The organism is Sulfitobacter sediminivivens (genome assembly GCF_042611115.2).
Taxonomy (GTDB): Bacteria; Pseudomonadota; Alphaproteobacteria; order Rhodobacterales; family Rhodobacteraceae; genus Sulfitobacter; species Sulfitobacter sediminivivens.
Map to the genome: position 1 here is coordinate 1 of NZ_JBHGAR020000033.1, position 25,372 is coordinate 25,372.

The window sequence follows — 25,372 nt, forward strand, 5'->3', positions numbered from 1 at the left end:
CCGTCTTTTCCGTGTGGAAACGAACTGAGATGGGTCAACTCTTCAAGGCGCGGAATGTCTCCGTCACCCATCGCATTCCAAACGCTTTCGAAGAATGTGATGGCGTGATTATTTCCAGACAATGCGGATCGATCTTTCGCGACATTTGGCTGCCCGAGTCAAAGCAAATATCGACCGATGACGTTCACAAAGATATCGGGGATCTGATCCAAGGAAATCCCGTTGGGCTTGTTCTGCGCCGCATAGACAATCAAGCCCCCCGCGATCAGTATTGTTATCGCTGACGCCCGTGGTGCCCGCCGATCTGAAAACGCTGAAAGTACAGAGGGCACCGACAATACGCCCAGAACAATACCTATCACCAATGCAAGATCGTGATCCATTTTACTTCCTCACCCATATAGGGAGAGTCTACTCTGGATCAGAAGAAAAAATCAAACGTTCGTCACATGGGGCGACTCGGAGAATATTAGTACTACCTGGGGTGTTAAACGGCACACCTGCGGTCACAACAATCAAATCATCAGGACCCGCAAACCCTTCTGAACGCGCGGCTTTCGCTGCATTGACCACCGCCGCCTTAAAGCGATCCAATTCCTCAGTGATCACGCAATTCGTGCCCCAGCTCAGCGCCAGCCGCCGTGCAGTTCTGACAATCGGCGTCAGGGCAATGATCGGCACCCGTGGCCGTTCGCGTGCCGTCAAAAGGGCGGTTGTCCCGCTATGGGTGAAACAACAGATCGCCTTGATGTCGGTCGTTTCGGCAATCTCGCGGGCGGCGGCCACAATGCCATCCGCAACAGTCATCCGGTCCGCTGTGCGGCTTGCCTCAATGATCTGGGTATAGGTCGGGTCGGCCTCGACTTCCTGTGCGACATTATCCATCGTTGTCACAGCCTCAATCGGATAATCGCCCGCCGCCGATTCAGCACTGAGCATCACCGCATCAGCACCTTCATAAATCGCAGTCGCCACATCGCTGACTTCGGCACGGGTCGGCATCGGGCTTTCGATCATACTTTCCAGCATTTGCGTTGCCACGATCACGGGCTTGGCCGCTGCACGGCATTTGCGCACAAGTCGTTTCTGGATCGGCGGCACGTTCTGAACCGGCAGTTCCACACCCAGATCACCGCGGGCAACCATGATGCCATCACTTACGGCCAGAATGTCATCGAACCGCTCGACCGCATTGGGTTTTTCAATTTTCGACAGGATCGCGGCGCGGCCCTTAACCAGCAACCGCGCCTCTTCAACGTCGGCGGGGCGCTGAACAAACGACAGCGCCAGCCAATCGACGCCAAGGCCACAGGCAAATTCCAGATCGGCCCGGTCCTTGTCAGACAATGCCGCCAAAGGCAATTCCACATCGGGCACATTGACTCCCTTGCGGTTCGATATGGTACCCCCCGTCACCACAACACAATCGGCAAAATCAGGGCCACATTCGCGCACTTTCAAACGGATTTTGCCATCATTCACCAACAGCGATGCACCGGGTTCAAGGGCTGCAAAAATCTCAGGATGCGGCAGGCAGACCCGGCTGGAATCGCCTTCTGCCTCATCAAGGTCCAGACGAAATGCCACCCCTTCAACCAGCTGTTCGCTGTCGCCAGAAAACACGCCCACGCGCAGCTTGGGACCCTGCAGATCCGCCAGAATACCGATTGTGCTGCCTGTTGTTTCCTCAACCTTGCGAATGATCGCGTGCTTGATGCGGATCTCTTCGTGGCTGCCATGGCTCATGTTCAGGCGAAACACATCTGCGCCCGCATTGTGCAGCGCCTCAATCATCTCATAAGTGTCAGAAGCTGGTCCAAGCGTTGCGACGATCTTTACATTGCGAAGGCGTCTCATATTGTGCGTCCTTGTTCGGTTCACGGGCCGGAGTCCCGCCATGTTAGCGGTAACAATCATTTCAGAGGGGCTTACCCGCCCCAGCGATACAAGTCAAAGGTTTCACATAAATGACGTACCTTCCATACCATATTGAGGGGGCTGACCGATCCGGCCGCTGGTTGGTGACATGTGATCACGCGACCAATACCGTGCCCCCCGATATTGCCGGCGGTGACCTTGGTCTAAGCGCCGCGGACATGGCCCGGCATATCGCATATGATATTGGTGCTGCGGGTGTCGCGCGCGCATTGGCAACCTTGCTTGACAGCCCCGCCATTCTGTCCAACTTCTCCCGCCTTGCGATTGATCCGAACCGCGGCGAAGACGACCCCACATTGTTGATGCGGCTCTATGATGGCACGATCGTTCCCGCCAATCGCCATGCCGATGCTGCCGACATCGAACATCGCCTGAATCTGTGCTATCGGCCCTACCACGATGCCTTGGCGAAGCTGGCCGCGCGCCCGGCAACGGTGATCCTTTCGATCCACAGCTTTACACCGAAGCTGCAAGGCAAATACATCCGCCCGTGGGAAATCGGCGTGCTTTACGCGCATGATGCCCGGATTGCCCGCCCCTTGATCGACCATCTGCATGCTGAGGCTGATCTGACGGTGGGCGACAATGAACCCTATTCCGGCCACCTGCCCGGCGATGCAGTGGACCGCCATGCATTGCAACACGGCCGCCCCAATGCGTTAATTGAATTGCGCAACGACCTCATCGCCGATGAACCAAGCCAACAGGCATGGGCCGCGCGCCTTGCGCCGATCCTTGAAACTGTTCTGGCACAAACCCAACTTTGACCAAATAGGAGACAGCGATGCCCAGCCAAATTGAAATAGAACTCCAGGCCGCCGCATTCCGCCGCCTGCAAAAACACCTGATGCAGGACCGCACAGATGTGCAAAACATCGACATGATGAATCTCACCGGATTTTGCCGCAATTGCCTGTCGCGCTGGTATCAGGAGGCCGCGAATGAACGCGGGATCGAGATGGGCAAAAAAGAAGCCCGCGAGTTGTTTTACGGCATGACGATGGATGACTGGAAAGCAAAGTATCAAACCGAAGCAGGCGATGCCCAGAAAGAAGCGTTCAAAACTGCGTTTGAGGAGAATGTAGGGAACAAGTGACAGTAGGCTGGTGACAGGCTGGCGTTTCTGACCCTGCAGATTCGCGGGAAATGGCCAGGTTGCGCCCAAAGCTGACAAGATAGACCAAAAAGGATACTATCGGGCTGGATGTCCAGAAATGCGAGTTGACCATGTTCAATCCTACCGCCGTCGTTGCGTCAGAATTCGGGGATCATCTCGCTGAAACCTATCTACAGTATTTTTCGGGACGCAAAGCCGAATACGCCGCCTTTATAAGCGGCAGTGCACGCATGCTGCTTGAGCGGTTGGGCAATTCGGACGCTCTTTATCACAATGCCGAACATACGATGATGGTCACACTCGTTGGTCAGCAAATCATCCGGGGCCAGTTGGTGACCCGCGCTGTCCAACCCGAAGACTGGCTGCATTACATCGTAGCGCTTTTGGTCCACGATATCGGCTACTCCCGTGACATCTGCGAAGGGGACACGGACACCGAGGTTGTTGTGAACGCGGCCGGTGACAAAATCTGTCCGCCACGCGGCGCGTCAGATGCCTTTCTCGCGCCCTATCACGTTGACCGTGGAAAAATGTATGCCCGTCGTCGCTTTGCAGGATCCGGTCTCATTGATGAAGAGAGGATCGCCGCCGCCATCGAATACACCCGGTTTCCCGTCCCGGATGATCCGGCCTATGCCGACACAACGAGCGAACCCGCTCTGGTGCGCGCTGCCGACCTTATTGGACAGATCGCGGACCCGTTCTACCACCGCAAGATTGGCGGTCTTTTTAGCGAATTTGTCGAAACCGGTTTTGCGCAAAAACTTGGATATGAGACACCAATGGATTTGATGGAACAGTTTCCACAATTCTTCTGGCATCAAGTGCAACCATTGATCGGCCCGGCGCTTGTGCATCTGGAGCAGACAATGGAAGGCAAGCAGTGGGTGGCACAGCTTTATAACCACGTCTTTCAGGTGTCCCACCGTTCCAGTTGCCTTGGACCATTTCCTGGCGCGAAGGATCAAGAGGAGCACGAATAGTCCGTCCACAGAGTTCCTGGGATCAAACCCGCGTCAAAACATATACAAAATCAACCAATCCGCCGTCAGGGCGGGCCGGGCCTCTCCCTCAATCTCAACCACGACATCAAATCGGGTCATCAGCTTGTCACCACCGCGCACCGTTGCGTCAGTCAGCACAAATCGCCCCCTGATCCGCGCACCGGACCGTACCGGCGTGATAAACCGCACCTTCTCAAATCCATAATTCACCGACGCGCTTTGCCCAATCATCTCGGGCAACGCGGCATATGCCATCCCCGACATCATCGATAAGGTCAGCATGCCATGCGCCACGGTGCCGCCAAACATCGTGTCAGCGGCGCGAACCGGTTCAATGTGGATAAATTGGCGGTCCTCGGTCACTTCGGCAAAGGCATCAATGCGCGCCTGATCCATGGTGAACCACCCCGACTGTCCAATCTCGCGCCCCTGCGCTGCGATCATATCCTCTCGGGTGATGGATGTGGTCATCATGCTCTGCCTTTCCTGCGATAGACTTCGCGGATCTGAGGTCTCATTCAGCACAGCCGCAATACCGACGTTCTACAGCGGCGGTTCAAAGGGACATTCAATGCCCCTCAAACGGCCGCCTTGCGCATCTCATCCAGATAGATTTCACGCAGCCGCAGGGCCACCTTGCCCGGCGTCCCGTCACCCAAGGCAACCCCGTCAATCTCCACCACCGGCATCACAAATGCGCTGGCTGACGTGCTAAACGCTTCATCCGCGGCCTGTGCTTCGTCGATGGTAAAGTTGCGTTCCTCAACAACCATCTGCGCCTCGCGCGCGAACCGCAAAACAGCCGCGCGGGTAATACCGTGCAGGATGTCATGGCTCAGCGCCCGGGTGATGATCTTGTTGCCCTTCACAATATAGGCATTGTTGCTGGTGCCTTCGGTGACAAAGCCATCCTCGACCATCCAGGCATCGTCACAGCCCGCTTTCTTGGCCATCATTTTACCCATCGACGGATACAGCAACTGCACCGTCTTGATGTCACGGCGGCCCCATCGGATGTCTTCGATGCTGATGATCTTTGCGCCCTTTTTGGCCGCAGGACTATCTGCCATGCCCGGTTTGCTCTGGGTAAACAAAACGATGGTTGGCTCAGTGGTTTCAGGATCGGGAAAGGCAAAGTCACGATCCCCATCCGAGCCGCGTGTGATCTGCAAATAGATCAACCCCTCGTCAATCTCATTCACGCGCACCAGTTCGCGGTGCACCTCCAACAGGTCGTCCTTGGAAATTGGGTTGCGCATCTGCAGCTCATTCAACGACCGGCTCAGCCGCACCGCATGGCCGTCAAAATCAATCAGCTTGCCGTCCAGTACCGATGTGACCTCATAGACCCCATCTGCCATCAAAAACCCACGATCAAAAATTGAGATTTTTGCATCGGTTTCAGGAAGGTATTCGCCGTTTACATAGACAGTTCGCATGTTTATCCCCAAAGTGCTGCCTCAGGCGGGTGCACACCAGCCTGATCATATTTCAACGCATGATCCCGGTCTTCGGCCAACAAGAGCGGCCCGTCAAGGTCAACGACCTTGACCCCTTGCGCGACAAGCGTTGCCGGTGCCATCGCCAGCGACGACCCAACCATGCAACCAACCATCACGCCATAACCTTGGACACGTGCGGCGTCGCGCAGCGCCAGCGCCTCGGTCAGCCCGCCGGCCTTGTCCAATTTGATGTTCACCACATCATATTTGCCTTTGAGCTTGGGCAGGCTTTCGTGGTCATGACAGGATTCGTCAGCACAAACCGGCACCGGGCGCTGCATGCCAATCAGTGCATCATCTTCCCCTGACGGCAGCGGTTGTTCCACAAGCGCCACACCAAGACGCAGCAGATGTGGCGCGAGGTCCGCATAGACCTCAGCGGACCAGCCTTCATTGGCGTCGACAATAATGGTGGATTTGGGCGCACCTGCCCTTACAGCTTCAAGCCTTGGCATATCGTCCGGTGTGCCGAGCTTAATCTTCAACAATGGCCGAAACGCATGTTTGGCGGCATGCGCCCGCATGGCTTCAGGCGTGTCCAAAGATAACGTGTAGGCGGTGACCTCCGGCCCCGGCTTTTCCAATCCAGCCAGTTCCCAGACGCGTTTCCCGGCCTGTTTGGCCGCCAAATCCCACAGCGCACAATCAACCGCATTTCGCGCAGCCCCGGCTGGCAAAAGATCATAGAGTTTTGCGCGGGTTACCGTGGCTGTCAGTCCTTCTATCTGAGCCGTCACAGAGTCCAGCGTCTCATCATATCGGGCATAGGGCACACATTCACCTCGCCCCGTAGCGCCACCCTCAGTGATGCGCACGGTCAAAACACGGGCTTCGGTCCGTGATTCCCGCGATATCGCAAAAACCTGCGCCAGCTTAAATACATCCCGGCTGACTTCTATGCGCATGGCCGTCTCCCTAGTGGTCAGAAGGGAACAAACCCGGCCCAGCCGCCGGACGCAAGGTCTAGATAACTGTCGACTTTGCACTGGGCACCCCTTGAATGCTGCACTTGCGAAATGCGCTTGCAGCATATCGCGCAATTTTATAACAGTTGGCCCCAGTCAATCCGCAACAATCATTCGCCAAGGATCAGCCTTTATGTCATTCCGCATCCAGCCAACCGCACCCGCACGCCCAAACCGCTGTCAGTTGTTTGGCCCGGGATCACGGCCGGCGCTGTTTGAAAAGATGGCGGCATCAGCGGCTGACGTGATCAACCTTGATCTCGAAGACAGCGTGGCCCCGTCTGACAAAGACAGCGCGCGCGCCAACATCATCGCGGCGATCTCTGATGTAAACTGGGGCGACAAAACCCTGTCCGTGCGGATCAACGGTTTGGACACACCTTATTGGTACCGTGACGTCGTTGATCTGATGGAACAGGCAGGCGACCGACTGGATCAAATCATGATCCCGAAAGTTGGCTGCGCAGCGGATGTTTATGCCGTGGATGCCTTGGTCACAGCGATTGAAACAGCCAAGGGTCGATCCAGGAAAATTTCATTCGAGGTCATCATCGAATCTGCGGCGGGCATCGTGCATGTCGAAGAGATCGCTGCAAGCTCGCCTAGATTGCAGGCCATGAGTTTGGGTGCGGCGGATTTTGCAGCCTCGATGGGGATGCAGACAACCGGCATCGGCGGGACGCAGGAGAATTACTATATGCTCCGGGACGGTGCGAAACACTGGTCGGACCCATGGCATTGGGCACAGGCCGCGATCGTTGCGGCCTGCCGCACGCACGGAGTTTTGCCCGTGGATGGCCCCTTTGGTGATTTTTCTGACGATGATGGCTTCAGGGCACAGGCCCGCCGTTCGGCAACACTGGGAATGGTCGGGAAATGGGCGATCCACCCCAGACAGATCGCGATTGCAAACGAGGTATTTACGCCCTCAGCAGAAGCCGTCGCCGAAGCCCGCGAGATTCTGGCCGCCATGGAAGCCGCCAAGGCCAATGGCGAAGGGGCCACGGTCTATAAAGGGCGTCTGGTTGATATTGCCAGCATCAAACAAGCCGAAGTTATTGTGCGCCAGTCAGAGATGATTGCCGGGAAATAGACCGTCAGGCCCGTTCGTCTTTGGGCGATCCCATCACGACATAGGACGTGATTCCATTCACTTGCGGCAGCGCGCCAAGCATGTCGGTGTGAAAGGACTTGTAGGCCCGCAAATCGGCACATTCGACACGCAAAAGGTATTCGATTGTCCCAGTAATATTGTGGCACTCGACCACTTCGGGTGCGCGGGCAATGGCGCGTTCAAACGCCTCTTGGCTCGACTTGGAATGGTCGCTGAGGCCGACACCAACATATGCCGCAAACCCAGAACCAAGGGCAGTGCGATCCAGCACCGCACGGTATCCTGTGATGATGCCCTTCTTTTCCAAATCCTGAACCCGACGCAGGCAGGCAGAGGGTGACAGACCAACCCGATCAGCAAGCTCAAGATTGCTGATCCGACCATTGCGAGAAAGTTCGCGCAATATATGTTCAGAAATTCGATCCAGCACGGCCATAGGTTGTGATCTTTCGGCAATTGCGATGCATTTCACAATTTATCAGCTCAGAACTTAAGTCAAACATTGCGTCATGGATTATGATGTCTTACCCGCGCTTGCGCTTTTCGCCTTTGTCAGTTCCGCCACGCCGGGGCCCAACAACCTTATGCTCATGGCATCGGGGGCGAACTACGGTTTTCGCCGCACCATTCCGCACATGCTGGGCATATCCATCGGGTTTCTGGTTTTGATGCTGCTCACCGGTGTTGGTCTTGTCCGGGTTTTTGAAATCTATCCGGCCATCTATACCGCCCTCACGGTGCTGAGCATTGCCTATCTGCTTTATCTGGCATGGAAAATTGCCAACGCAGCGCCGGTCAAGGAACGGCAAGCAACCGGCCAACCAATGACATTTCTACAAGCAGCAGCGTTCCAGTGGGTCAACCCCAAGGCTTGGGCGATGGCGTTGACCGCAATCACCGTTTACGTCGCTGATGGCGGGGCGATCATGTTATTTGCGGCGGCGGTTCTCTTTGCTTCGGTCAACTTGCCGTCCGTGACAATATGGACGGTGCTGGGCCAGCAAATGGCCCGTTTTCTGACCAACCGCTCACGCCTGCGCATGTTTAACTGGACAATGGCGGCGCTGTTGATTGCCTCGCTCTATCCGGTCTTGTCGATGATTGGTTAATAATCTCGAACAGCAATCTGACCCAAATCACATAATTGCCGACAGTCAGACGCATCATGACCGATATCTTCTGACAGCAGCACAAAGTCCGCGCCCGGCCCGTCAAAACGATAGTCATCACACTGTCCGTCATTGGGCCATTCAGACTTGTCATCGCCAAAGTTGATCGCACTGCATTGGGTCGCGGCCTTCGCCGCAGCAAAATCCCAGATCATCAGTTTACCTGCGTCAAAGCCGGTTCTGCAGTCGGTTGCATCATGGCCAATGTCGTCGCGGTCCAACCCCTGTGCCATCCCCGCGCCCCGAAAGCGGCGGTCATCACATTCACCATCATTCGACCATTGGCTCGCATCATCGCCAAAGTTGATCGATTGCGCCAACACGGCAGCAGGGGCAACGGACGCAATCGCCGCAACGAGAAGTTTAAGGTTCATTGTCATCTCCAAATTTATTCGAAGGCTACGCATTTAACGGCGCGTTGCAAACTGCCCAAATCAGCGCCATATAACAGGGATCAGAAGTCGGAGCACGCAATGACCCAATACCTTGATTTCGAGAAACCACTGGCCGAGATTGAAGGCAAAGCAGAAGAACTGCGCGCCATTGCGCGGACAAATCCCGAGACGGATACCACTGCGGAAGCCAAAGCGTTGGATGTCAAAGCGGCGGCCATACTGGAAGAATTGTACAGCTCACTCACCCCCTGGCGTAAATGCCAGGTCGCACGCCACCCTGAGCGGCCCCATTGCAAAGACTACATTGAAGCGTTGTTTACCGAATACACGCCGCTGGCAGGCGACCGGAATTTCGCGGATGACTTGGCTGTCATGGGTGGTTTGGCACGGTTTAATGACACGCCTGTGATGGTGATCGGGCACGAAAAAGGCAATGATACCAAATCCCGGATCGAGCGAAATTTTGGCATGGCCCGACCCGAAGGATACCGCAAGGCCGTGCGCCTGATGGAACTGGCAGGCAAGTTTAACCTGCCCGTGATCACGCTGGTCGACACGCCCGGTGCGTATCCCGGCAAAGGGGCAGAGGAACGCGGGCAATCAGAAGCAATTGCACGGTCCACAGAAAAATGTTTGCAGATCGGCGTGCCGTTGATCAGCGTCATCATCGGAGAAGGCGGTTCAGGCGGGGCGGTTGCATTTGCCACGGCTAACCGGGTCGCGATGTTGGAACATGCTGTGTATTCCGTGATCACCCCAGAAGGCTGCGCGTCGATCCTTTGGAAAGATGCAGAAAAAATGCGTGAGGCGGCAGAGGCAATGCGGCTGACCGCAGATGACCTGATGAAACTGGGTGTAACGGACCAGATTATTAAAGAACCCAAGGGTGGTGCCCACCGCGACGCCGCGATGACGATCAAATCGGTCGGTGTGGCTATCGCTGCGATGCTCAAAGAACTCAGCGGCAAAGACGGCAAAGCGCTTGTTGCTGACCGTCGCCGCAAATACCTCGACATCGGCGGCAAAGGGCTGGCTGCCTGACAAGAGATCTAAAGTATTGCGCAAAGATACCGGTCAAAATCCTTCGCTGTTTTGCATCGTTTCGTGACAGCACCGATCTATGATGATCCGCTCGCTTAGGGTAGAAACGTTGCCCGAATTAGCCAACTTGCCACCAATCATGTGATATCACGTGAATTGCAATATCGCCCAATCGTGCCGATATTATGAGCAGAGGGGGTGTGATTTCGCCTCTGTGATCTGCCTCCTTGCCTTTGAAAATGGAAAAGGAGAGTGTCATGTACAAGCGTATTATCACTGCCGGTCTGCTGTTCGGAATGGCCTGCACAGGCCCGCCAGCCCATGCGATGACCTGTATGCCGCGCGCGGAATTGGTGTCAAAACTGACAACGGCATATACTGAAACCTTGACCGCGAGGGGGCTGCAGAACGCAAGATCCATCGTAGAAATTTGGGCATCCGCAGAAACCGGCAGCTATACCATCTTGGTCAGCCGGGCGGATGGGATCAGTTGTGTTCTCTCTGCTGGCACACATTGGCTTGCCGAAACGCCAGTCGCCACAAAAAAAGGTGTGGCAGGTTAAACGCGCCGTGACGTCAGATGTGAACGATGCGCCAACAACGTTGGCGCGTCAGGGACGTCCAGCGCAAGTGCTGTCAAACTTCATCCTGAACCGCGGTCCAGGTGCGGGGGCCTCTGAAAAGCCGGCGGTCAGGTACATGGCCTGCGCCGCCTTATTTTCCGGGTGCGTGCCAACCATCATATACCGACAGCCCTGCCGCTTAGAGTGATCAATCGCAGCCGTAATCAACTTTTGCCCGATGCCCTGCCCCCGCGCCGAAGGCTTAACAAAAAGATGGTGCATATCCATGCCACGCACACCAAACTGAAGCTGCGTCAAATGACATAATGCAGCGTAGCCCAAAAGGTTTGCTGACTGCTCCGCTACAATCAGCGTGATCCATGGGGTGTCGCCCAAAGTGTCGCGCTTGAGTGCATCAAGCGTCAATGTCGACGTATCGTGATGATGGGCGGCAAGCGCATGGATCATGGGCAGAACATCGGGCAGATCTTTGGCTTTGGCCAATCGGATGGATACATTATACATGTCAGTCTTTCTAATTGTGCACCAAAGACGACAAAGGCCGCACGATGGCGGCTTGGGTAAGTTAATATAGGAAAAGGGTGCCGCGTTCAGGTGAAGCGGCGGTAATAGAGCGCGATTTTCAATGCGGTGATCATCGCGCCAAGATGCCGCGAAGTTTTGCGTTCGTCAACTCGCCAACATCCGCAGGCCCTGCGTCACATCCGACCGCACGGCAAGCCGCAAACCCGGCTCATCCCCAGCCCTTAACGCCGCTATAATCAGGCGGTGAAACTGTGGTGGTTCAGTCTGGCGAAGACGGCCATAGAGGGCGCGCATGGTCGGACCCATCTGCAACCACACGGTTTCAGCCATTGCCAACATCGCGGGGGCCTGCGCGCGCAGATACAAGGTGCGGTGAAACTCCAGGTTCGTGCGGATATAACTAACCGCATCGCGATGGGCGACCGCTTCGGCGACGGCACCGTTGATGGTTTGCAACCGTTCAATCAGCGCCATATGCGCACGCGGCAATGCGCGGCTGGCAAGTTCGACTTCGATCAACGCCCGCAGGGCGGCCAGTTCCTCGATCCGTTCATTGCTCAGTTCGGGCGTCGATATGCGACCCGACGTGGACATGGTAAGCGCCCCTTCTGCCGCCAGTCTGCGCACAGCCTCGCGCGCTGGCGTCATCGACACGTCGAATTGTTTGCCGATACCGCGCAGAGTCAGCGCGTGCCCTGGCGGCAGATCTCCGTGCATGATCCGGCTACGCAGCCGCCGATATACAAGGTCATGCGCAGGAATGGTGGTTTCAAGCGGGCGTGGCGTTAGGTTCATGACAACGGTGTGATCACAAATGTAGGAGGGGTCAAGCGGTACAAATCTGTGGCCCCGCTTCGGCACGCACAAAAGCTGTCGTTTCAATTTGTAGTATAGTGACACCCGTTCGGCGAATATTTGCCCACACGGATAACACCACTTTGAGATTTAGCATAAATCGTAGATGTTCCGCCCGGAGGCGAGTCAGGTCATGTCCGCCACGAAACAAAAGATTCTTCGGGGGGAATATGAGCGTGAAAAACGCCAGTCGGCCGGTGGGCCTATCCATTTTGTGTGCTGCACTTCTCTTCATCGCCGCATGTTCAACACCATCTCAAAACGTACAGTCACTGTCATCGGTGGAACTTGATCCACAGCGTCAACAATTGGCGTTAATGGAAGTGCAGCAACTCCAGTCAAAAGGCAGCCGGGTATGGTGCGTGCCCTTTGCGCGCAACGTCAGTGGTGTCGATATCCGCGGTAATGCGAATACCTGGTGGGGCAAAGCCACCGGGATTTATGACAAGGGCAAACAACCTCTTGTCGGGGCTGTCATGGCGTTTCGCAAAACCAGCAAACTGCCAATGGGTCATGTTGCCGTCGTCTCCGAAGTTGTATCTGACCGCGAGATTCGCGTGGATCATGCAAACTGGAAGCGCAACAAAGTGTCGTTGAAGATGGACGTGATTGATGTGTCAGAAAACAACGACTGGTCCGCTGTGCGCCTGAAAAGCCAGCCAACAGCCTTTGGCAGCGTCTATCCGATCACTGGCTTCATCTATCCCGAATGAGATCAGAACTGGTAGCGGTGTAAATCACTGCCATGTTTTTTGAGCCATCGACGCGGCGGCTTGTAATCTCCGTATATCCGCTCAACCTCTGCCCAGAATGTCGCTGAATGGTTCATCTGTGCCAGATGCGCGACCTCATGCGCCGCGACGTAGTCCAGCACTTCTGGCGGGGTCATGATCAACCGCCACGAAAACATCAGGCCACCGTCTGACGTACACGACCCCCAACGAGACCTTGTATCGCGCATGGTAAGCCGGTTGTAGGGTTTGCCCAGAAGCGCGGCATAATCATCACATGCCCCGGCCAGACGGTCTCGTGCCACCTCGCGCAGATATGCAGCCAGACGTTTGGGAACGCGGTCCTCAGGTCCGGGCACCGCAACCTCATTTAGTCCAATGGATACGGAACGCCCGAGCCCTTGTGTGACGGTCAACAACTGCCCACCCACTGGCAATTGCGCACCCAGTTTCACCTGCACATCGGCACCGCGGGCCTCCAGATGCTTGCGAATCCAGTCTTCCTTGGTGCGAGCAAAGTTCAGTGCCTCACACTCAGCAAGCCGTATTGGCATGGTTAATGTCACCCGTCCGTCCAATTGAGAAATGCGCAATGAAATGCGCCGTGCCCGCGGTGAACGCCGCAGGATCAGGGGGATCGGGGGATCACCGGGCAGGATAGGGTCGCTCATCTGCGGATTCTCTCCAAACCAAGGGTGGCCAAAGCCTTTGACACTGCCTATCTCATATGGCACTTGGCCAGAATCATAAAGCTGATCATCTACACGCAACCGCAATTTGAAGAAGGGGTGTTTCATGCCCAACGAAGAATGGGGAACCAAGCGCCTGTGCCCCACAACGGGCAAGCGCTTCTATGACCTCAATAAGAATCCTATCGTCAGCCCCTATACCGGCGAAGTGCTGGAAGTTGACGCAGCCAAGTCACGCATGATCGCGGCAGATGCCGAGGATGCTGTCACAGCCAAGGCCAAGGAAGCCAAGGTCGAGGAAGACGACGATGTGATCATTGATGATGATGACGTCGATGTGGATCTGGATGACGACATCCTGGATGACGACGACGACGATGAGGACACAGTGCCGCTGGATGATATCGCCGACGTTGTAACCAACGACGACGACGATTAACCGCAGACGACAATTAAGAACACTTGTGGGCGGGATCCGATTTTTCACTTGATCCCGCCCGCGCTTGCGCCTAATTACGCGCCACTTACCCGGGCCACCCGCCCGGATACCAATACGGACCCTTGGTTCTAATTGGGGCATTAGCTCAGCTGGGAGAGCGCCTGCATGGCATGCAGGAGGTCAGCGGTTCGATCCCGCTATGCTCCACCAAACCTTTCCCGTAAATTCCCTCCTGCCTGCACCACAAAATTTGGTGGTCATTGACGCGCATTCTCAACTTAGCGAGTCGTATTTAGAGAAGACGAAACAGACACCCCTGAGCACGGCAGATCAGCGGCGTTTTGTTGCCGCTGAAATGTAACGCCACAAACACCATGTACATTCGTGGCTCAACCGCTTACCGACAGCCGCAATCAATGCCGGGGCGCTTCGCCGCTGGCCGCTGTCGTTTGGACAGCCATTATCAGAACAGGACGACCCCTTGATCCAGACCATTGCAGACGCGCTTGCCCAAAAGGGCTATGATACATTGACCGCCGTGCAGGAAGCTGTTTCCGCCCCTGCTTTGGTGGATGCCGACTTGCTGGTTTCCGCGCAAACCGGGTCAGGCAAGACCGTTGGCTTCGGGCTCGCGATTGCACCAACACTGCTGGGCGACACTGACCGCTTTGGCCCTGCGGGCGCACCGCTTGCATTGATCATTGCGCCAACCCGTGAATTGGCGATGCAGGTCAGCCGCGAACTTACCTGGCTTTATGGTAACGCTGGTGCGATTGTGACCACTTGCGTTGGCGGGATGGACACCCGCACAGAACGGCGCATGCTGGACCGGGGCGCACATGTGGTTGTCGCCACGCCGGGGCGCTTGTGTGACCACATCAAACGGAACAACATCAAACTGCATGATCTGCGCGCTGTTGTATTGGATGAAGCCGACGAAATGCTTGATCTCGGGTTTCGCGACGAACTTGAATTCATCCTGTCCGAAGCACCAGAGGACCGGCGCACGCTAATGTTTTCGGCCACCGTGCCCGCCGCAATTGCCAAGCTGGCAAAATCATATCAGCGCAATGCCCAGCGGGTCGAAACCGTGGGCGAATCCAAGCAACACAGCGACATCGAATACCGCGCGCTGACGGTCCACCCGCGTGACACTGAAAACGCGATTATCAACGTGCTGCGGTTCTATGAGGCAAAGAACGCCATCGTATTCTGCAACACCCGTGCCGCAGTGGCGCGGTTGACCTCGCGGTTCACCAACCGTGGTTTTTCTGTTGTCGCACTGTCAGGTGAATTGACACAATCGGAGCGCACCAATGCGCTGCAGTCGTTGCGCGATGGACGGGCACGTGTCTGTATTGCCACGGATGTGGCCGCGCGTGGCATCGATCTTCCCAATCTGGAATTGGTGATTCACGCTGATTTGCCTTCGAATTCCGATACGTTGCTGCACCGTTCTGGCCGGACTGGTCGCGCAGGCCGCAAGGGTGTGTCGGCATTGATCGTCCCCGCCAAAATGCGCAGCAAAGCGAACCGACTGATCGGGGGGGCCAAGCTCAAGGTCGAATGGGCAGCGCCACCATCTGCATCAGAAGTGAACGCAGCCGATGAAGAGCGCCTGTTGGCTGATGCCGCATGGACCGATCCGGTACCCGAAGATGCGCAGGACTTTGTTGCCAATCTGGTCACACAGTTCAGCCCGGAACAGCTTGCCACAGCATTTGTGAACCTCTACCGCGCACGCCAATCTGCACCGGAAGAACTTGGCGAGGCGGGTGCCGTTGATGACAAACCCCGCGCGGCCTTTGGGCCGTCGGTCTGGTTCTCTGTGTCGACTGGCCGCAATGATGGCGCAGAACCACGCACATTGCTGCCGATGCTGTGCCGTCTGGGCGATCTTACGAAAGACGACATTGGTGCTATCCGCATTCAGCCAAGCCACAGCTTTGTCGAAATCCTGGCGTCCTCAGCACCGCGTTTTGTGAATGCTCTCGGGGCAGAGATGAAAGTGGAAAGCGGCGCAGTCGTCACGCAACTCGACAGCCCGCCTAACCTTGAACGCGGGCCAAAGCCCGGTGGCAAGCGTGGCCCAAAACCGGCTGGTCGCCTAGAGCGCGCGCCGCGTCCACCGCGCGAAAATCAAACCTATGATCCTGAGGCACCATCGGCACCGCGCAAACCACGTCCAACGCCAGAAGAGGCCCCTGTCGCTGAGGTTATGGCCCCGCGACCCGACAAACCGCGCAGCGACAAACCGAAATTCGAAAAACCACGTGCCTCCAAAGGTGAACGCCCGTCCAAATCGCACAAGACCGAACGCAGCCCAATGAAACCCGGTGCGGCCCCCAAGCCTAAGTCAAACCCGAAACCGGAAGCAGATGGAAAGCCGAAGGCCAAGGCCGTTTGGAAAAAAGAAAAGCCCGCCGGCGACACCTATGAGCCGCGCAAACCCAAGGCCGGTAAGCCCTTTAAGCCAAAGGGCGACGCACCTGCAGCTGAGAAGACCTATCAGCGCGCTGCCGATCCATCAAAGCGGTTCACGCCGCCAAACAAGATTGGCAATCAGGGTGGCAAACCCAATGCGCGACCGAAACCGGGTGGCAAACCCAAGGGTGGGGACGCCACACCAAAGCGTGCCAAAAGTAGCTTTAGACCGAAATGAAAAACGCCGGGGCATTCCCCGGCGTTTTTACTTTTCCATATTGATGCAGCTCCGGGATCAGCCTTTGCCTTTCCACGGCACCAAGATCCGTTCGGCCCAGCGCATCAGCATGTCGATGCCAAACCCGATGACGCCGATCAGGATGATACCCATGATCACGATATCGGTGTTCTGAAACTTGGAGGCGGTCATGATCATCATACCCGCGCCCTGCTCCGCCGCGACCAATTCAGCGGCCACAACCGTGCCCCAACAAACGCCCATCGCAACACGCGCGCCCGTGAAAATCTCGGGCAGCGAATTGGGGATGATCACATGGCGCATGATCTGCCATTTTGAGGCACCCAGACTATAAGCCGCATGCACCTTGGATATCTTCACGCCTGACACACCTGAGCGTGCGGCAATGGCCATAATCCACAATGCAGCAAGGAAAAGCAGGATGATCTTACCGGTCTCGCCGATCCCAGCCCAGATGATCACCAATGGGATCAAGGCAAGCGGCGGTACCGGACGCATGAATTCCACAATCGGATCAAACCAGCCACGGAACCAATCGCTCAGGCCCATCGCATAGCCCAGCGGAATGCCTACCACAGCACCGCAGAGAAAACCGATAATCACCCGAAACAGCGAATACCCAAGGTGGCCGCCCAACGACGTACCCCGGAACCCTTCGGAAGCGACCTTGATCGTGCGTGTCCAAACCTCCTCTGGGGCAGGCAGATAAAGCGATTCCATCTGCCAGCCTTTTTCCGGCTCAAAGTTAGGTGTGCCTTTGTCAGAAAGGTTCACAACACCGCCGTCAATCTTGACCGAACCACCGGGGGCGATCTTCTGGCCGTTGATCTCAATGATATTCGCACCGTCTTTTTTGGTGATCTCATCATTGCGATCGACATTGACCAGTACTGTCCGCCATTGCGCGACAGTCGCCGTGTCATTCTTGGCAAAGCCATCGCCGGGTTCAACGACAGGGTCTTCGGCTTGTTCTTCGCGCGGATGCACCAAGATGGTCACTGTCGCATCATCGCGGTTTCCACCCTCAGCCTCAGCAGTGTAGGTAAAGCTGGTTGTCCCTTCAAATGGTCCTGGCGCGTGCAAAAAACCGGGCAACCATGACGATCCGGTAAAAATGCCCCACATCAGGAAAATGGTAAAAATTGAAATGATACCAGCCGCCCGATTTGGGCGCACAGCACTTTCATCACCAAAGGTAACTGTCTTGAGTGATGTATAATCCTTAGCCCGAGCGCCTTGGATTGACTTGGTGACAATGAAAAACGCTGCCGCAAAAATCGCGACATAGATGGCAAGAAAGATGATACCGGTCATACCGCATCCTCCTTCGTGCCCATAATCTCTTCTTCCATATCCCAGATCATGTTCAGGATTTCTTCGCGGCGCGGGGCAAAGTCGGGGTGTTTTTTGACTTCTCTCAAATCAGCATTCACGCCCATTTCTGCGAACGGCAAACGGTATTCTTTATGGATGCGACCCGGCCGCGGGGCCATTACGATCAGGCGTTCCCCCAGCAACAGCGCCTCTTCAACAGAGTGGGTAATCAGGATGATCGTCTTGCCGGTTTCTTTCCACAGCTTGAGTACAAGTGACTGCATCTTTTCGCGGGTCAACGCATCAAGGGCACCCAACGGTTCATCCATCAAAATAACGTCGGGGTCATTGGCCAGACAGCGGGCCAATGCCACACGCTGCTGCATCCCGCCTGACAATTCGTAAACGGCCTTTTCCTTGAAATCCTGCAGGCCCACCACATCCAAAAGGTGGTCGACAACCTCATTCTTGTCGTTCTTAGGCATACCCTTCATCGACGGACCAAATCCCACATTCTCGCGTACCGACATCCATTCAAAAAGCGCGCCCTGCTGAAACACCATACCGCGTTCGGCATCCGGCCCCTTTATCTCGTGGCCGTTTAGGGTCATCTTACCGCCCGTCGGGGCCAGAAAGCCCGCAACAATGTTGAGCAAAGTGGTTTTCCCGCAGCCAGAAGGCCCCAGCACCGACAATAGCTCTCCTGCTTTCAGGTCAATCGAGACATCCTGCAACGCCTGCACCGATCCGCCGTTAGGCAAATCAAAACGCATCGAAAGGTTATCAATGTTAAGTCCGGTCATATATGATGTTTCCTGTGTCCCTGTTTGGACGAATAGGGCAAGGTTTTCCGTGCCTCTGGTTCATTAGGTAGCATCGGCACAGGCCCCGAAGGGCCCGTGCCGACAGTCTTATTTACATGCCTTTTGCGGCCTCCAGTGGGCCGGTGTTCACTGTGTCCTCATAGCTGTCGAGGGCGCTGTCGATGGAACCGGCCTCAACAAACACGTCCGCAACACCCTTCATGAAGGCCGCCGCGTTGCCACCCAGCCAGCTTTCGCTCAGCTGCTCGTCGATCGTGGGGAACACAAAGCTAGAGATTGAGGCACGTGTTGCCTCGAGATCCATGCCGGATTGTTCAGCAATCACTGCCAGCATCTCTTCGCTTTGGCCAGCCGCCCACTCAGCGTTGGCATCGGCAGTAACTTTCACGAATTTCGCGACAACATCGCCGTTTTCAGCGATGTAGGATGCGGGCGCGGATGTCACGTCAAACACCAGAATACCCAGCTCTTGCTTTTCAGCGCCGGTCAACAGGATGTTGCCGTATTCCTTCATCCGAGAAAGACCACCGCCCCAACCGCAGGCAAAATCAACTGCACCTTGGCTCAATGCTGCAGCACCTTCTGGTGGTGCCATGTCAACGATTTGAAGGGATGCAAGATCAATACCAAAGTGATCCATCTGACGCAGGAAACCATAGTGTGCCGCTGTACCCAATGGCACGGCAACTTTCTTGCCGGCGAGTTCACCAGCAGAATCCTTGTCGATTTCCAGACCGGAAGCGACAACGCAGTTATCATTGTCCGAATAGGACACAGCAACGTCGACGATTTGGATGTCCTGGCCGCCAGAAGTGGCCACGACAAAAGGTGGCACACCTTGCGAAACGGACAGCTGTACATCGCCCGAAGCCATCGCAGCTGACATTGCGGTGCCAGTTTCAAAAGAAACCCAGTTTACTTTCATTCCCAGCGCTTCGTCATAGGCACCAGATGCTTTTGCTGCCAAAAACGGCATTGGCCATTCTAGGAAATAGCCTACGGTGATTTCACCGTGCGCATCGGCAAACGCAGCCTGGCCGGTCATTGCCATAACGGCACCAGCTACAAATCCAGTTGTTGTCTTTTTGATCATTGTTTTCTCCCGTTGATCATTCCCGATCCTTTATTGGTCGGGTTTCTTAGTCTTTTTAGCGGTCCATCTGCCGATCAACCCTAATTTGGCCTATGAGCTTCGCGATCTAAACTCGTTGACCTGTCGGATATTGGCCGAAGGAAACTAACTTTATGCACCATGCAACCTATCCTCTGGCTGAGCAAACTTTTCTGATTATGCGATCAAAGTGCTTATTGATCTAAACCAGACAGTCGCAGAACCATTGGGCAGGAAGGACAGATATTAAGTGGCGCAGTTTGCGTTCTGGGGGCTTGAGAATCAAACGTCCAATTCTTGACGGTGCATGAGTCCAGTTCTCCGCTTTCACCTCAGGCTGATGTTACTGCAGTGTGTTGGCGGAATTGAACAGTGCAACGACAGGGGTCAACGTGCTGGATCACCAAGCCCTCTTACCCGGGTAGTCAAATACCATGACTTGTCTGGAATCACCAATGCATCCAGACTGGCGCTACTTGATTCTGAAAAAAAGCAGTGTTGTATCATGAGAAAATGGCACACGTTGCTATGAATTCACTCACCTGCTCGACGCTAGGAAAGGCCTGAACCATGGATGGTACCTTCAACGAAAATGATATTTCTCGCGTTGTCGAGGCTGACCGCGCGCACATCTGGCATCACCTGAGCCAACACAAACCCTACGAAACAACCGATCCCCGCATCATTGTCGAAGGCAAAGGGATGCGCGTTTGGGATCAAAAAGGCAAAGAACACCTTGATGCTGTGTCTGGTGGGGTCTGGACCGTTAACGTCGGCTATGGCCGCGAACGCATTGCCAACGCCGTCCGCGATCAGTTGATCAAGCTGAACTATTTTGCAGGTTCAGCAGGCTCTATCCCCGGATCAAACTTTGCCGAGATGCTGATCGACAAGATGCCGGGCATGAGCCGGGTTTATTATTGCAACTCTGGTTCCGAGGCGAACGAGAAGGGCTTTAAAATGGTCCGCCAGATTGCGCACAAGCGCTACGGCGGCAAAAAGCACAAGGTTCTGTACAGAGACCGCGATTATCACGGAACCACAATCACCGCCCTGTCCGCAGGCGGCCAGGATGAGCGGAATGCACAATACGGCCCGTTCACCGAAGGCTTTGTCCGGGTGCCGCATTGCCTTGAATACCGGTCATTCGAACAAGATGGCGCGCCGCAGGAAAACTACGGCATCTGGGCTGCGGATCAGATTGAAAAAGTGATCCTGGCAGAAGGCCCGGACACCGTGGGTGGCCTGTGTCTTGAGCCTGTCACAGCCGGTGGTGGTGTGATCACGCCTCCGGACGGCTATTGGGACCGCGTGCAGGAGATATGCAAGAAATACGACATACTGCTGCATATTGACGAGGTTGTTTGCGGTGTTGGACGCACCGGCACCTGGTTTGGATACCAGCATTACGGCGTCAAGCCAGACATGGTGACCATGGCAAAAGGTGTTGCATCCGGATATGCAGCGATCGCTTGTCTTGTTACCACCGAAGAGGTGTTCAACATGTTCAAGGACGACGCCGCCGATCCGATGAACTATTTCCGCGACATCTCGACATTTGGCGGCTGTACGGCCGGTCCGACAGCTGGCATCGAAAACATGAAGATCATCGAGGACGAGAACCTGCTCGAAAACACGACCAAGATGGGTGCCTATATGTACGGCAAGCTCGAAGAGCTGGCCGACAAGCACAAGGTCATAGGTCAGGTACGTGGGAAGGGTCTGTTCCTTGGTGCCGAATTGGTCGAAGACCACGACAGCCGCGCGCCTGTCCACGAAAAGATGGCACAGGCGGTTGTGGGCGATTGCATGCAGCAAGGTGTCATTATCGGGATGACCAACCGATCATTGCCCGGCAAGAACAATACCCTGTGCTTCTCACCGGCATTGATCGCGAAGAAAGACGATATTGATCAGATCATCAATGCTGTTGACGGTGCTTTGGGCCGGGTCTTCACCTGACCTCACACAACGTCGAAGTTTCCGCGATGTCGTGATGCTTGCCGGGCTTGACCCGGTCAGCAATTACGCCGAAACTGATCTAGTCTTGCCCGAACATGACAAACGCGGAAGGCGGCCATAGGCAATCTTCCGCGCGTTGAACAAAACATCGGAACCTACCGTAGAATTCTACGTTAAGTGTCCAAACATGAACGGGAGATTATCATGAAGAAACTACTTATCGCACTACCACTTGTTGCCGCACTGGCTGCTTGTGAAACCCAGAACCAGACCACTGCTGCTGGTGCTCTGACAGGTGCCGCATTGGGTGCTGCCGTGTCAAACGATGACGATAACATCAAGGGCGCGCTTATTGGTGGCATCGCTGGCGCTGCTGCGGGCAATTTGCTGGGCCGCACACAGAACGGTAATTGTGTGTACCAGAACTCAGCAGGTCAGCGCTATACGGCTGCTTGCCCTTAAGAGTTTGCGAATGGCAAAAGAAGAAACCCGGGTTTTGCGACCCGGGTTTTTTTGCGGCCAGTTCCCCATCGGCGGCCCCAAAGGCCACATAGAGGGCCGCCTAGGTGGGTTCTGCCTCTTCATACGAGTTAAATTTCATTAATTGATATTCCAAGTCTCATTAATTGATTTACATAAGGGGATAGCCAAGCTATACTGAAAGTGGGAATTTTATTTTCGCCTCTGCCTAATACCAGATTGAAGATCGTCTAGGTCCAGTATAGGATACCTGTCATGGCCCTTCCGGTTGAAACCTTCTTTCTGCACCCCGGCGCGCAAGGGACACTGCAGCAGCAAATCCAGCAAATGATTGCGCAGGGCATCCTGTCCGGCAGATTCCAGCATGGTGAAAAGCTTCCTTCCACCCGTAAATTAGCAGGACATCTGAGCATTAGCCGGATTACCGTCACGATTGCCTATACCGAGCTTTTGGCAAACGACTACCTGATCTCAAAGGGCCGGTCTGGATATTTCGTATCTGAAAACGCCCCCGCGCCCCCACGGTTTTCGCCAGCAGCCCAGGAAACTGACGTTGTTGATTGGTCTCGGGCAATTGGTCAGAAATTCAGCGGCGGTGTCACACCTTCAAAGCCACAGGACTGGGCAAAATATCGCTATCCCTTCATCTATGGTCAGGCTGATCCAACGCTTTTTGACCATGCAAACTGGCGGCTCTGCGCCTTGCAGGCGCTGGGACAACGCGATTTCACCTCATTGACGACAGACTACTATGACAAAGATGATCCACAGCTCATCGAATTTATCGCACGCCACACCCTGCCCCGGCGCGGTATTTCGGCACGGCCTGAGCAGATATTGATCACCTTGGGTGCACAAAACGCCTTGTGGCTGACGACCCAGGTCTTGCTCACCCAAAGACGCCGCGCTGTGTTGGAAGACCCATGTTACCATGCGTTGCGCGACATCCTGTCCCAATCCAGATGCCATGTAACACCGGTCCGGGTTGATCAGGATGGATTGCCACCAGACGCCATTCCTCCAAATACCGACGTGATTTTCACGACGCCCAGCCACCAGTGCCCTACAAACACAACCATGCCGATGAACCGCCGTCTGGCACTGCTGGAACGAGCGCGCGAAATGGATGCTTTGATTGTGGAGGATGATTATGAGTTTGAAATGTCATTCCTGAAATCGCCATCGCCCGCGCTCAAATCGCTCGATACGGATGGGCGTGTCATCTATGTCGGCAGCTTCTCAAAATCATTGTTTCCGGGATTGCGACTGGGATATCTGGTTGGATCTGAACCATTTATCCGAGAGGCGAGAGCATTACGCGCCAGCGTTTTGCGCCATCCACCGGGCCATATTCAAAGGACAGCCTCATACTTTTTGTCTTTAGGCCATTATGATGCATTGATCCGCAAGATGGCGACCGCCTTGCAGGACCGTCGCCGCGTCATGGAGGCGGCATTGGCAGCCCATGATCTTGAGGTGTCAGGCAGAGGGTATCATGGCGGTTCATCCTTTTGGATGCGCGCACCAAACAAGGTAGATACCGACGCTTTGGCGCGCCGTCTCAACAAGAAGGGTGTGCTTATTGAACCGGGGCGGGCCTTTTTTGCAGGCGATGTAAAACCCGCGAACTATTATCGCCTCGCATATTCTTCGGTCCCGACGACGCGGATCGCAGAAGGTGTTGACCTTATTGCACAAGAAATCAGAGAAATGTCATGACGTGGCATTATGCACCTTCGCCTTTTGGACCTAACCGTTGAACGACCCGCAGCTTACCCTGCGGCCAACGCAAATTGGATTCGCTAATCCCACCTCATTGTAAGGATGTTCTGCCATGAAAATGACCACCGAAGAGGCCTTTGTAAAAGTTCTTCAGATGCACGGTATCGACAATGCCTTTGGGATCATCGGTTCTGCGATGATGCCGATTTCTGATCTGTTTCCGGCTGCGGGGATCAAGTTCTGGGATTGTGCGCATGAAACGTCTGGCGGGATGATTGCCGACGGCTACACGCGCGCCTCTGGCAAGATGTCGATGGCGATCGCGCAGAACGGCCCCGGCATCACCAACTTTGTCACGCCGATCAAGACCGCCTATTGGAACCACACGCCGATGCTGCTGGTCACGCCACAGGCGGCCAACAAGACCATTGGTCAGGGTGGTTTCCAGGAAATCGAACAGATGAAACTGTTCGAAGACATGGTCTGTTATCAGGAAGAGGTCCGCGACCCGTCGCGCATGGCCGAAGTGCTGAACCGGGTGATCGAAAAGGCATGGCGGGGCTGTGCGCCGGCACAGATCAACATCCCGCGCGATTACTGGACCCAGGTGATTGACATCGAACTGCCCCAGATCATCCGCCTTGAGCGCCCGCAGGGCGGCGAACAGGCCGTGGCGGATGCCGCCAAGCTGCTCTCCGAGGCCGAATTCCCGGTCATCCTGAACGGGGCTGGCGTGATCCTGTCCGGTGGCATTGAGGCATCCGCAAAGCTGGCCGAAGCATTGGACGCGCCCGTTGCCTGTGGCTATCAGCACAACGATGCCTTCCCTGGCGGTCATCCGCTGGCTGTTGGGCCTTTGGGCTACAACGGGTCCAAGGCCGCGATGGAGCTGATCCAGAAAGCCGATGTCGTGCTGGCCCTTGGCAACCGCCTGAACCCGTTCAGCACCCTGCCCGGCTATGGCATCAACTACTGGCCGCAGGATGCAAAGATCATTCAGGTCGACATCAACTCTGACCGCATCGGCCTCACCAAAAAGGTAGACGTGGCGATCCAGGGCGACGCAAAAGCCGTCGCCGAGCAGCTGCTTGCAAAGCTGAGCGACGGTGCCGGCGACAAAGGCCGCAAGGAACGCAAGGATCTGATTGCGATGACCAAATCCCGCTGGGCCCAGGAACTGTCCTCGATGGATCACGAAGATGACGCGG

27 protein-coding genes and 1 tRNA gene are annotated in these 25,372 nt (G+C 55.5%); 15 read left to right on the plus strand and 13 right to left on the minus strand.

The genetic code is table 11. The features are described from left to right. Positions 1 to 158 precede the first annotated feature (158 nt). On the minus strand, positions 159 to 383 hold the full coding sequence (locus ACEWL3_RS19280) for a hypothetical protein (protein WP_386183158.1): 225 nt from the start codon (positions 381 to 383) through the stop codon (positions 159 to 161). Positions 384 to 411: 28 nt separating this feature from the next. After that, a complete protein-coding gene (gene pyk / locus ACEWL3_RS19285; RefSeq protein ID WP_386183160.1) occupies positions 412 to 1,857 on the minus strand; it encodes a pyruvate kinase in 1,446 nt (481 codons plus the stop codon). Positions 1,858 to 1,967: 110 nt separating this feature from the next. Here pyk and ACEWL3_RS19290 point away from each other — a divergent pair, with 110 nt between their 5' ends. From ACEWL3_RS19290 to ACEWL3_RS19300, 3 genes are all read left to right on the plus strand, one after another. After that, positions 1,968 to 2,705 (plus strand): N-formylglutamate amidohydrolase, encoded by a 738-nt coding sequence (locus ACEWL3_RS19290; RefSeq protein WP_386183162.1) that lies wholly within the window; start codon positions 1,968 to 1,970, stop codon positions 2,703 to 2,705. Between the two features lie 17 nt (positions 2,706 to 2,722). Further along, complete coding sequence (locus ACEWL3_RS19295; protein WP_386183164.1) at positions 2,723 to 3,034, plus strand: DUF1244 domain-containing protein; 312 nt, start codon at positions 2,723 to 2,725, stop codon at positions 3,032 to 3,034. A gap of 131 nt (positions 3,035 to 3,165) precedes the next feature. Next, a complete protein-coding gene (locus ACEWL3_RS19300) occupies positions 3,166 to 4,038 on the plus strand; it encodes a hypothetical protein (protein WP_386183166.1) in 873 nt (290 codons plus the stop codon). 33 nt (positions 4,039 to 4,071) lie between these two features. Here the strand turns inward: ACEWL3_RS19300 and ACEWL3_RS19305 are convergent, their stop codons facing one another. From ACEWL3_RS19305 to dgcA, 3 genes are all read right to left on the minus strand, one after another. Further along, positions 4,072 to 4,533: a MaoC family dehydratase gene (locus ACEWL3_RS19305; RefSeq protein ID WP_386183167.1), complete on the minus strand. Its 462-nt coding sequence runs from the start codon at positions 4,531 to 4,533 to the stop codon at positions 4,072 to 4,074. Positions 4,534 to 4,637: 104 nt separating this feature from the next. Further along, on the minus strand, positions 4,638 to 5,498 hold the full coding sequence (locus ACEWL3_RS19310) for a D-amino-acid transaminase (protein ID WP_386183169.1): 861 nt from the start codon (positions 5,496 to 5,498) through the stop codon (positions 4,638 to 4,640). A gap of 2 nt (positions 5,499 to 5,500) precedes the next feature. Continuing rightward, positions 5,501 to 6,466 (minus strand): N-acetyl-D-Glu racemase DgcA, encoded by a 966-nt coding sequence (dgcA, locus tag ACEWL3_RS19315; RefSeq protein ID WP_386183172.1) that lies wholly within the window; start codon positions 6,464 to 6,466, stop codon positions 5,501 to 5,503. 193 nt (positions 6,467 to 6,659) lie between these two features. Between dgcA and ACEWL3_RS19320 the strand changes: the two genes are divergently transcribed. Beyond that, positions 6,660 to 7,619: an L-malyl-CoA/beta-methylmalyl-CoA lyase gene (locus tag ACEWL3_RS19320; protein ID WP_386183174.1), complete on the plus strand. Its 960-nt coding sequence runs from the start codon at positions 6,660 to 6,662 to the stop codon at positions 7,617 to 7,619. A 4-nt stretch (positions 7,620 to 7,623) separates the two neighbouring features. On the opposite strand, the gene ACEWL3_RS19325 is transcribed toward ACEWL3_RS19320, so the two are convergent. After that, the gene (locus ACEWL3_RS19325; RefSeq protein WP_386183176.1) at positions 7,624 to 8,076 is read right to left on the minus strand and encodes an Lrp/AsnC family transcriptional regulator; all 453 of its coding nucleotides are present in this window, start codon (positions 8,074 to 8,076) and stop codon (positions 7,624 to 7,626) included. 73 nt (positions 8,077 to 8,149) lie between these two features. Between ACEWL3_RS19325 and ACEWL3_RS19330 the strand changes: the two genes are divergently transcribed. Further along, positions 8,150 to 8,749 (plus strand): LysE family translocator, encoded by a 600-nt coding sequence (locus ACEWL3_RS19330; protein WP_386183178.1) that lies wholly within the window; start codon positions 8,150 to 8,152, stop codon positions 8,747 to 8,749. On the opposite strand, the gene ACEWL3_RS19335 is transcribed toward ACEWL3_RS19330, so the two are convergent. Then, complete coding sequence (locus ACEWL3_RS19335; RefSeq protein WP_386183180.1) at positions 8,746 to 9,183, minus strand: hypothetical protein; 438 nt, start codon at positions 9,181 to 9,183, stop codon at positions 8,746 to 8,748. The genes ACEWL3_RS19330 and ACEWL3_RS19335 overlap by 4 nt on opposite strands. Before the next feature lie 99 nt (positions 9,184 to 9,282). Here ACEWL3_RS19335 and ACEWL3_RS19340 point away from each other — a divergent pair, with 99 nt between their 5' ends. Both ACEWL3_RS19340 and ACEWL3_RS19345 read left to right on the plus strand, forming a co-directional pair. Further along, entirely contained in the window at positions 9,283 to 10,245 is a 963-nt protein-coding gene (locus tag ACEWL3_RS19340; RefSeq protein WP_386183182.1) for an acetyl-CoA carboxylase carboxyltransferase subunit alpha, read from the plus strand. Positions 10,246 to 10,502: 257 nt separating this feature from the next. Further along, positions 10,503 to 10,808 carry a hypothetical protein gene (locus tag ACEWL3_RS19345; RefSeq protein ID WP_386183184.1) on the plus strand — a complete coding sequence of 102 codons (306 nt, stop codon included), beginning with the start codon at positions 10,503 to 10,505 and terminating at the stop codon, positions 10,806 to 10,808. 48 nt (positions 10,809 to 10,856) lie between these two features. Here ACEWL3_RS19345 and ACEWL3_RS19350 read toward each other — a convergent pair whose 3' ends face one another. Then, positions 10,857 to 11,333 (minus strand): GNAT family N-acetyltransferase, encoded by a 477-nt coding sequence (locus ACEWL3_RS19350; RefSeq protein ID WP_386183186.1) that lies wholly within the window; start codon positions 11,331 to 11,333, stop codon positions 10,857 to 10,859. Positions 11,334 to 11,498: 165 nt separating this feature from the next. Beyond that, entirely contained in the window at positions 11,499 to 12,149 is a 651-nt protein-coding gene (locus ACEWL3_RS19355; RefSeq protein ID WP_386183188.1) for a GntR family transcriptional regulator, read from the minus strand. A gap of 230 nt (positions 12,150 to 12,379) precedes the next feature. Between ACEWL3_RS19355 and ACEWL3_RS19360 the strand changes: the two genes are divergently transcribed. Continuing rightward, the gene (locus ACEWL3_RS19360) at positions 12,380 to 12,922 is read left to right on the plus strand and encodes a CHAP domain-containing protein (protein ID WP_386183190.1); all 543 of its coding nucleotides are present in this window, start codon (positions 12,380 to 12,382) and stop codon (positions 12,920 to 12,922) included. Between the two features lie 2 nt (positions 12,923 to 12,924). Here ACEWL3_RS19360 and ACEWL3_RS19365 read toward each other — a convergent pair whose 3' ends face one another. Beyond that, entirely contained in the window at positions 12,925 to 13,611 is a 687-nt protein-coding gene (locus ACEWL3_RS19365; RefSeq protein WP_386183192.1) for a M48 family metallopeptidase, read from the minus strand. Positions 13,612 to 13,735: 124 nt separating this feature from the next. Between ACEWL3_RS19365 and ACEWL3_RS19370 the strand changes: the two genes are divergently transcribed. The 3 genes from ACEWL3_RS19370 (at position 13,736) to ACEWL3_RS19380 (ending at position 16,730) form a co-directional block, all read left to right on the plus strand. Then, the gene (locus tag ACEWL3_RS19370; RefSeq protein WP_386183194.1) at positions 13,736 to 14,068 is read left to right on the plus strand and encodes a TIGR02300 family protein; all 333 of its coding nucleotides are present in this window, start codon (positions 13,736 to 13,738) and stop codon (positions 14,066 to 14,068) included. A gap of 134 nt (positions 14,069 to 14,202) precedes the next feature. Next, positions 14,203 to 14,278: transfer RNA gene (locus ACEWL3_RS19375), tRNA-Ala, on the plus strand. Positions 14,279 to 14,549: 271 nt separating this feature from the next. Then, positions 14,550 to 16,730, plus strand: a complete 2,181-nt coding sequence (locus ACEWL3_RS19380) for a DEAD/DEAH box helicase (protein ID WP_386183196.1) — start codon at positions 14,550 to 14,552, stop codon at positions 16,728 to 16,730. 57 nt (positions 16,731 to 16,787) lie between these two features. Here ACEWL3_RS19380 and ACEWL3_RS19385 read toward each other — a convergent pair whose 3' ends face one another. The 3 genes from ACEWL3_RS19385 to ACEWL3_RS19395 form a co-directional block, all read right to left on the minus strand. Then, positions 16,788 to 18,056, minus strand: coding sequence for an ABC transporter permease (locus ACEWL3_RS19385; protein WP_386183219.1), 1,269 nt, complete (start codon positions 18,054 to 18,056; stop codon positions 16,788 to 16,790). Positions 18,057 to 18,061: 5 nt separating this feature from the next. Continuing rightward, positions 18,062 to 18,868 (minus strand): taurine ABC transporter ATP-binding protein, encoded by an 807-nt coding sequence (locus ACEWL3_RS19390; RefSeq protein WP_386183198.1) that lies wholly within the window; start codon positions 18,866 to 18,868, stop codon positions 18,062 to 18,064. Between the two features lie 112 nt (positions 18,869 to 18,980). Beyond that, the gene (locus tag ACEWL3_RS19395) at positions 18,981 to 19,982 is read right to left on the minus strand and encodes a taurine ABC transporter substrate-binding protein (RefSeq protein ID WP_386183200.1); all 1,002 of its coding nucleotides are present in this window, start codon (positions 19,980 to 19,982) and stop codon (positions 18,981 to 18,983) included. Positions 19,983 to 20,570: 588 nt separating this feature from the next. On the opposite strand from ACEWL3_RS19395, the gene ACEWL3_RS19400 reads away from it, so the two are divergent. The 4 genes from ACEWL3_RS19400 to ACEWL3_RS19415 form a co-directional block, all read left to right on the plus strand. After that, positions 20,571 to 21,962, plus strand: coding sequence for an aminotransferase family protein (locus ACEWL3_RS19400; RefSeq protein ID WP_386183202.1), 1,392 nt, complete (start codon positions 20,571 to 20,573; stop codon positions 21,960 to 21,962). Positions 21,963 to 22,166: 204 nt separating this feature from the next. Continuing rightward, on the plus strand, positions 22,167 to 22,424 hold the full coding sequence (locus ACEWL3_RS19405) for a YMGG-like glycine zipper-containing protein (protein ID WP_114880728.1): 258 nt from the start codon (positions 22,167 to 22,169) through the stop codon (positions 22,422 to 22,424). A 273-nt stretch (positions 22,425 to 22,697) separates the two neighbouring features. Beyond that, positions 22,698 to 24,161, plus strand: a complete 1,464-nt coding sequence (gene pdxR, locus ACEWL3_RS19410; protein ID WP_386183204.1) for a MocR-like pyridoxine biosynthesis transcription factor PdxR — start codon at positions 22,698 to 22,700, stop codon at positions 24,159 to 24,161. A 115-nt stretch (positions 24,162 to 24,276) separates the two neighbouring features. Beyond that, positions 24,277 to 25,372, plus strand: a 1,096-nt coding sequence (locus ACEWL3_RS19415; RefSeq protein ID WP_435001474.1) for a sulfoacetaldehyde acetyltransferase, incomplete at its 3' end; no start/stop codon positions are given.